Here is a 6,791-nt window from a genome sequence, read left to right on the forward strand (position 1 = left end):
ACAGCATTCCCAAAAAGCGAGTCCTGCTCCTGGGCAACTGTATTAAGGCGGTCACGCTGCTCTTTTTACTGCTGAAAATCAATCCAGCTGTCAGCTATCTCTGGTTCGGCCTGGGTTCGGTGATATTCAGCCCCGGCAAATACGGCATCCTCCCCTTTCTCACCACCGATGACCGGGAGCTGGTCCGGGCCAACTCCTGGCTGGAAGGCACAACGATCATTGCCATCCTGCTGGGCTCCGTCCTGGGCGGCTGGCTGTCCGACCAGTCTGTCCTGCTGTCGGTTGCGGCAGCATTGATCCTGTATGGCAGCGTCGCCTTGATCAACCTGCTGGTGCCGGCCAATCCCGCAGTCCGGCAAGTCCCTATGAAGAAAGCCATCCAAAATTTCATCGGCGATGTACGCTTTTTCCTCCGGCACCCTACCGGACGGTTCTCTGTCCTGGGCTCGGCCTATTTCTGGGTGGCTATTTCCATTCTGCGGCTGGCCATCTTTATCTGGGCGCCCCTGGCCCTTGGGCTGACCGGCAACACTCCGGTCAGCCTGTTGATCGGTCTGATCGGCATAGGAATGGGTATCGGCGCTTTTACCGCTCCTTATGTCGTCGGCATTGGGACCTACCGGCGGACCATTTATTTGGGCCTGGGCATGGCCGCCGCCGCTCTGATCCTGCCTTTTCTCCAAAGTTTGACGGTTACTTTGATCATCTTGTTCCTGTGCGGCATTTTGGGCGGCATGTATATCGTACCGGTCAACGCTCTCAATGAAAGCGTCGGCGATGCCACCATCGGCGCCGGCCGGGGCGTCGCGGTCCAGAACTTTGCCGAAAACAGCCTGATGCTGGTGGGCACCGGCCTCTACACTGTCTCCACCAAATCAGGCGTCAGTATCGAAACAAATATTCTGGCAACCGGCGTTGTCTTCCTGCTGCTGATGCTGCACCTGATGTATCTGAGTCGACCCCTGACCGACAAAGAAAACCTGGGGCCGGAATAGAACAAAGAGCTCTCCTAAAAGTTTAAGTTGCGCATTCAATATTAACGCAACCAAATTAAAGAGGAGCAACCCAGGTGTTAAAGTCCACGGAAAAGGAGCTTAGCGATGTTGTGGTTTATTGCAGTAGTGTTAGGCATTGTCCAAGGATTAGGCGAGTTTTTGCCGATTTCCAGTTCAGGACACTTGATTCTTGTTCGCTGGCTATTTAATTGGGAAACTGTCATTGGGCAAACCGGTGGCAATATTGATGTCGATCTTGATGTGGCTCTCCATCTGGGAACGCTGGCGGCAGTACTCATTTACTTCTTTCGAGACTGGCTGGAACTGATTCAAGATGGTTTAACTAAAGGGTTAGAGACAAAACAAGGAAAAATGTTTTGGTATTTGGTAGCAGCCACAATTCCCGGCGCTCTTGCCGGTCTTGCTTTAGAGTCCAAAATCGAACAAATTTTTCGTTCACAGCCCCTTATCATTGCCGGCGGCCTTGCTATTATGGGAGTGATTCTTTACTATGCAGACAAGAAAATGGAGGAAAGAACCACTCTCAACGGGATAACCTTCATGCAGGCCCTTTTCATTGGCACCGCACAGGCATTAGCGCTCATTCCTGGAGTATCACGTTCCGGCATAACGATGACTACAGCACGCCTATTAGGATTTACACGGAAAGCCGCCGCCAAATTTTCCTTTCTACTGGCAACGCCGATTATCGCCGGTGCTGCACTGCGGCATACGCCTAATATCATTCACAACATTGGCAACCCTTTGTTTTTCGTAGGTATACTCACCTCAGCACTGGTTGGCTTCCTCTCCATTGGCTTTTTGCTGAAATATCTTCAAAGACATAATTTTGCGATATTTGCAATCTATCGGTTAATATTGGCGGCAGTCATTGTTTTTATCTATTTCGGCAAAGGAGTTTAAATCCATAAGCGTGCTCGCAAGAATAATTTCAAACTATAGATTTCTATTTAATTACATGCAAACATGGGTTTCTGCCATTGTCGTATGGCTAATTATCACGTTACCTCTTTAATATGCCGGTCTTGGCGCCGGGCGAAACCGATACATCTTTTCAATGGCGAACCTAAACAAAACCCTAATTAAGGCAAGCAAAGGTTAGATCCCCGATTACCTGCCCACAAATAATGGCCGGAAGCCATCAAGGATAACTGCCTTGGAAATGGTTAGTCTACGCCAACTCGATCATAGTAAGCTATACCTAATAGAAAGACAGGCTTATCTGCCTCTGTAGCCTTTGGAAAGCCTCGTCTCCCCAGGGGGAATCAGTGGATTAGGTGTAGGCGTGCTGTAGGAGCGGGAGACTTTTCATAAGCAAAAGTAAAACGAGTATGATTGGGGAGCATTATAATGGCCATCGTAAAAAGCTACCGACTGCCGAACCAGGTACCTCTAAGTATTAAATATCACCCTGGAAAACAAGAATCAGTAAAACACAGGTAGTGATAATAAAAGAAGATACAAGCATTGCACCAATATTCACTTTATCAGTGGTTGCTGTCTTTTCTTCAGCCACTGGCATCAAGTGTGATTTGCATAATGCCTTCTTAATGGGCTTATACAATTGCATTGTTATAGCTGCATTGAGACCTCCTTTAAGCAAATTGAAAGGTAGAAATACAGGAATCAAAAGTTTGGCTATCTCCTCGCGGGGGACCCCCATATAAATAGGAGTAATGAAATAGTTCCAGAGAAGCATGACAGCGGTTGTAAGCAACCAGCCTGTTATAAGTCCGATAATTGCCATCGTTAATGTGCGCTTGCTTTTGTATATGAATGAAGCAGTACAAGCAAATGAGCAAGTTGAAATGATATTCATAACCAATCCAATGATGCCAGTATTACTTACCGTAAACGTCTCAACAAATGAAACCACTGCTGACATAGTAAATGCTGCTAATGGCCCATACAAAAAACCGCCGATTGTGATAATAACGTCTGCAGGGTCGTATTTTAAAAATAGTACAACGGGTATCCGACCAACCATCATCACAATATAAGCAAATGCGCTTAACATGGCGAGTACCGTTAGTTTTTTCGTTTTTGTTTGCATTTGAGATTCCTCCTAATAGCCACGTTTTTTTGAACGCCACGATGAACGAAAACTGTCCGCCAGTTGCGTGTAAGCTTGCAATATAATGACCATATCGCGGAAAAGGCAAAGACGCCCCTGATATGTACTACCGCCGCAAACAGTAATACCAGGGGCGTCACCAGTTAGATGATATGAACATTGTAACAAATTATGAACTTGTTGAAAAGAGCCAGTCTGGTGTTTTTTGCGAGGAGCATAGAGCAAATTCCCTGTCCGTGTTGGGGTGAACGCTTTAAAGTCATCGGCAGCCGGCAACGTAAGCATTTGAAAAATCAGAGCTTGCCGCAGGTTTTAGTCTGAATGGGAATTTTGGTAAAAAACAAGGCTTGGAGTCAGCGGATTTTTACGCCGATGGACTTAATGTTATTAATATGGATATTTATCATATTTAACCCTTTTTTAAATATGTACAGCCTTCTGTAGTTTGAGATGCCAATGCCTCATTTCTGAGAGTCAAGAATGAATAGAGATGCATCATGTCCCATGAATATTTTACTTCCAGTATAAAAAGTTTTAGATTGAATATTCCTATATCCTATTTTTTTCATAGTATCAGTTAATTCTATCGGATCAAATCCGTTATGAACTATATCTGAAACGATTTTTTCATTTTTATTAAAATCTACAATGAGTAAATGCCCGCTTTTGTTAGAACCTCATATAACCTTGATAAAACTAATGTCACATCATGAATATGGAGTAAAACCTGCGCCATAAAAATATAGTCAGCATGTAAATTGGAAAAACTATCTTTTTCAAAGTCAAAGCATAATGTAGCTGCATTCTGTATATTAAAATCCGAGATTTTTTGCTTTATTTGGTGAATCATATTCTGTGATGTATCCAGAAAAAGCATAGCATTGAAATCGTTTAGCAAATTCATTCCAACCAGGCCGGTTCCGCACCCAAAGTCAATAGCATTCTTATTTTTAGCATCACCTAAATATTCACGAATGGCACTTGATGATGCCTTTGCAATTTGGATTCTTTCTGGAGTGTCATATAGATTAGCTATCATTTCAAACTTATCCGTATTCCCCATTACACTTCTCCAATCTACCTTAATAAAAAATCTAATGTCATCGGCTTATCTCCTCAGGGTCACTTTGCCACTGGAGCCAATATTCAATGCGCTGGCCCTTTTAAGTTAAGCAATACAACACCGATAACAATAAATGCTATTCCCAAACCGCTATATGCGTTAATGGGCTCTTTCCAAATAAAAACAGCTACTAACGCTGTTAAAACGGTTCCCATCCCAGCCCAGATTGTATAGGTAATATTCAGGGGAATGGTAGTCATTGCTTGAGCAACTATATAAAAAGAAGCACTCATGCCCACAGCAAAAGCAATACTCGGATAAAGTTTCGTAAAACCTGCTGAATATTTCATCATAGATGTAGAAAAGACCTCTAAAACGATTGCTACTGCCAAATATATATACCCGCTCATTGGTTTTCACCTCTGGTTAAAGTAATTAATTGGTCTAAGATTTTTTCTCGAATATCTTCTTGTAAATCCATGCCATATAACTGATTAAAATACATACCATCAGCTGCAAGTCTGACAATAGTCGCAAGAATGGGGTCAATATTGTCATTCTCAATATGTACGTGCAATGCTTGGAATCTTTCAGCCATGGACTTTAATAATTCTGGATTTGTTGCAGCAGCTGCTAAAAAGGCTGTATTCATCTCCGCATTAATTTGAGTAAAAGTTAGTATTGTATATGCTCTAATCCATTTCCCCTTTTCACACGGGTCTGCATTAACAGCAGAATGTATTCCATGAACAAAACTTTGCGTTAAATAATCAACCATCCCTTCCAATAGAGCATCTTTATTGGGAAAATGATACAATAAACCACCTTTGCTAACGGCCGCTTTTTTTGCAACCGCTTCCAAAGTCAAAGAAAGGACGCCTTCAGTATTTATAACTTCTGCGGCAGCCTTAAGTATTTGCGCAATATCGACAGTTATGGACTGAATCCGACGGAGTTTGGAGTGCTGGAATTCTTGTTCCATAAGGGTGCCCATCCATTGCAGCAGATCGGCAATTTTATTTTGATAACCAGTGGCACGATAACGTATGTAATGGACAAGCTGGAGAAGAAAGGCCTGATCGTCCGCAACCCTTGCGAAAAAGACCACCGCATTATTTATGCTGAAATCACGGAAGCCGGCAGGAAAAGAATGTCCGAAATCTTGCCCGGACATTATCTGGCCATTGCAACGGCGCTGGAAGGCCTTAATTCTGAAGAAAAGGAACAAGCGATTCATCTGCTCAAAAAGATCAGTTTTTCTGTGTCCAATGCAAGTCGGGGGTAATATGATTTAAGGAAACAGCAAATACTTCCGGAAGGAGATATGAATCATGACAACTCCAGCTAAGGCGCCCTTGCTGTTTGTAGGGCATGGGTCGCCGCTCAATGCGATTGAAAACAATCAATACACCAGAGGCTGGCAGGAAATAGCCGGTAAGATACCGCGACCGGCAGCCATTCTAGCGGTATCCGCCCATTGGTATACGGACGGCAGCAAATTGAATGACGTAAAAGAGCCAAGAACGGTATATGACATGTGTGGCTTTCCCGATGACCTGTATAAGGTGACGTATAATGTCCCAGGAGCGCCGGAACTGGCACGGATTACGAAAGACTTAATCTCCCGTAAAGTAGAATTTGATCATAGCTGGGGAATCGATCACGGCACTTGGTCAGTACTTTGTAAAATGTACCCGGAGGCAAACATTCCTGTTTATCAGCTAAGTTTAGACAGAAATGCAGGCGCGGAAGTTCATTTTCAGATCGGTCTGAATTGCGGCGTCTGCGAGAGGCAGGGGTATTGATCTTTGCCAGCGGCAACGTTGTACATAATCTGTCCAGCGTGAATTGGGAAATGGACGGCGGGTACTCCTGGGCAGTCGAATTCGATGGATATATTAAAGAGAAAATACTCGCCCGGGAATATCAGGACGTCATTCATTATCAATCTGCCGGTTCATCAGCCGGTCTGGCATTTCACCGGCCCGACCACTTTTATCCACTGCTTTACGTGCTGGGAGCTTCGGAAGCAGCAGACAGGCTCTCCATTTATAACGAGGCCTGTACGTTGGGATCTTTATCAATGACCAGCTATTTGTTCGAGTAATGCTATTTTCCCCTGGCAATAATCCATCTGCCTTTTTGGTGATGATCGCATAAAAACATATCAATACTTGTAATGAGGAGAAAAGGAGTGAAGAGTATGGCAAACGTAAAAATCGCCGTTATTGTAGGAAGTCTCAGAAAGGATTCTTTTAGCCGAAAGGTGGCTAAAGCCTTGATGTCTCTGGCGCCGGCAGGCCTGACACTGGAAGAGGTTGATATCGGGCAACTGGCAATGTTCAATCAGGATTTTGACGATGAGGGTATTACTCCCGCGCCATGGACAACTTTTCGCGAAACCATGAAGCAGTATACCGGTGTGCTCTTTGTAACGCCGGAGTACAACCGCTCTGTGCCGCCTGTTTTAAAGAATGCTTTGGATGTGGGGTCAAGACCTTATGGTCAAAGCATTTGGAACGGCAAACCGGGTGCGGTTGTAAGTGTATCGCCCGGCGGATTGAGCGCCTTTGGTGCAAATCATCATCTGCGGCAGTCTCTGGTATTTTTGAACGTTCTTACCATGCAGCAGCCCGAA

8 protein-coding genes and 2 pseudogenes are annotated in these 6,791 nt (G+C 44.4%); 6 read left to right on the plus strand and 4 right to left on the minus strand.

Annotated elements, in window-relative coordinates; genetic code table 11:
- The coding region (locus ALO_RS06595) for an MFS transporter (RefSeq protein ID WP_004094042.1) at nucleotides 1-995 on the plus strand (995 nt) is incomplete at its 5' end.
- A gap of 105 nt (nucleotides 996-1,100) precedes the next feature.
- Nucleotides 1,101-1,919, plus strand: coding sequence for an undecaprenyl-diphosphate phosphatase (locus tag ALO_RS06600; protein WP_004094044.1), 819 nt, complete (start codon nucleotides 1,101-1,103; stop codon nucleotides 1,917-1,919).
- A gap of 496 nt (nucleotides 1,920-2,415) precedes the next feature.
- Here the strand turns inward: ALO_RS06600 and ALO_RS06605 are convergent, their stop codons facing one another.
- The 4 genes and pseudogenes from ALO_RS06605 to ALO_RS06620 form a co-directional block, all read right to left on the minus strand.
- Complete coding sequence (locus tag ALO_RS06605) at nucleotides 2,416-3,069, minus strand: ECF transporter S component (RefSeq protein WP_004094046.1); 654 nt, start codon at nucleotides 3,067-3,069, stop codon at nucleotides 2,416-2,418.
- Nucleotides 3,070-3,551: 482 nt separating this feature from the next.
- Nucleotides 3,552-4,153, minus strand: a pseudogene (locus ALO_RS06610) (class I SAM-dependent methyltransferase).
- 83 nt (nucleotides 4,154-4,236) lie between these two features.
- Entirely contained in the window at nucleotides 4,237-4,563 is a 327-nt protein-coding gene (locus tag ALO_RS06615; protein ID WP_004094052.1) for a DMT family transporter, read from the minus strand.
- Nucleotides 4,560-5,135, minus strand: coding sequence for a TetR/AcrR family transcriptional regulator (locus tag ALO_RS06620; RefSeq protein WP_004094054.1), 576 nt, complete (start codon nucleotides 5,133-5,135; stop codon nucleotides 4,560-4,562). The genes ALO_RS06615 and ALO_RS06620 overlap by 4 nt, the downstream gene beginning before the upstream one ends.
- Between ALO_RS06620 and ALO_RS06625 the strand changes: the two are divergent.
- The 4 genes and pseudogenes from ALO_RS06625 to ALO_RS06635 form a co-directional block, all read left to right on the plus strand.
- Nucleotides 5,073-5,438: pseudogene (locus ALO_RS06625) on the plus strand (MarR family winged helix-turn-helix transcriptional regulator); the annotation flags it as partial. The gene ALO_RS06620 and the pseudogene ALO_RS06625 sit on opposite strands and share 63 nt — an antisense overlap.
- A gap of 46 nt (nucleotides 5,439-5,484) precedes the next feature.
- On the plus strand, nucleotides 5,485-5,958 hold the full coding sequence (locus ALO_RS22795) for a dioxygenase family protein (RefSeq protein ID WP_202945751.1): 474 nt from the start codon (nucleotides 5,485-5,487) through the stop codon (nucleotides 5,956-5,958).
- Nucleotides 5,955-6,260 (plus strand): dioxygenase family protein, encoded by a 306-nt coding sequence (locus ALO_RS22800; RefSeq protein WP_202945752.1) that lies wholly within the window; start codon nucleotides 5,955-5,957, stop codon nucleotides 6,258-6,260. Before ALO_RS22795 ends, ALO_RS22800 begins: the two co-directional genes overlap by 4 nt.
- 96 nt (nucleotides 6,261-6,356) lie before the next feature.
- Nucleotides 6,357-6,791: NADPH-dependent FMN reductase (locus ALO_RS06635; RefSeq protein WP_004094058.1), on the plus strand; the 435-nt coding region annotated here is incomplete at its 3' end.

It is taken from the genome of Acetonema longum DSM 6540, from assembly GCF_000219125.1.
In the GTDB taxonomy this organism is placed as follows: Bacteria; Bacillota; Negativicutes; order Sporomusales; family Acetonemataceae; genus Acetonema; species Acetonema longum.

Bases quoted from the DNA above. Each gene is read 5' to 3' on its own strand.
- ALO_RS06600 (WP_004094044.1), top strand. From the start codon at position 1,101: ATGTTGTGGTTTATTGCAGTAGTGTTAGGCATTGTCCAAGGATTAGGC.
- ALO_RS06605 (WP_004094046.1), bottom strand. From the start codon at position 3,069: ATGCAAACAAAAACGAAAAAACTAACGGTACTCGCCATGTTAAGCGCA.
- ALO_RS06615 (WP_004094052.1), bottom strand. From the start codon at position 4,563: ATGAGCGGGTATATATATTTGGCAGTAGCAATCGTTTTAGAGGTCTTT.
- ALO_RS06620 (WP_004094054.1), bottom strand. From the start codon at position 5,135: ATGGAACAAGAATTCCAGCACTCCAAACTCCGTCGGATTCAGTCCATA.
- ALO_RS22795 (WP_202945751.1), top strand. From the start codon at position 5,485: ATGACAACTCCAGCTAAGGCGCCCTTGCTGTTTGTAGGGCATGGGTCG.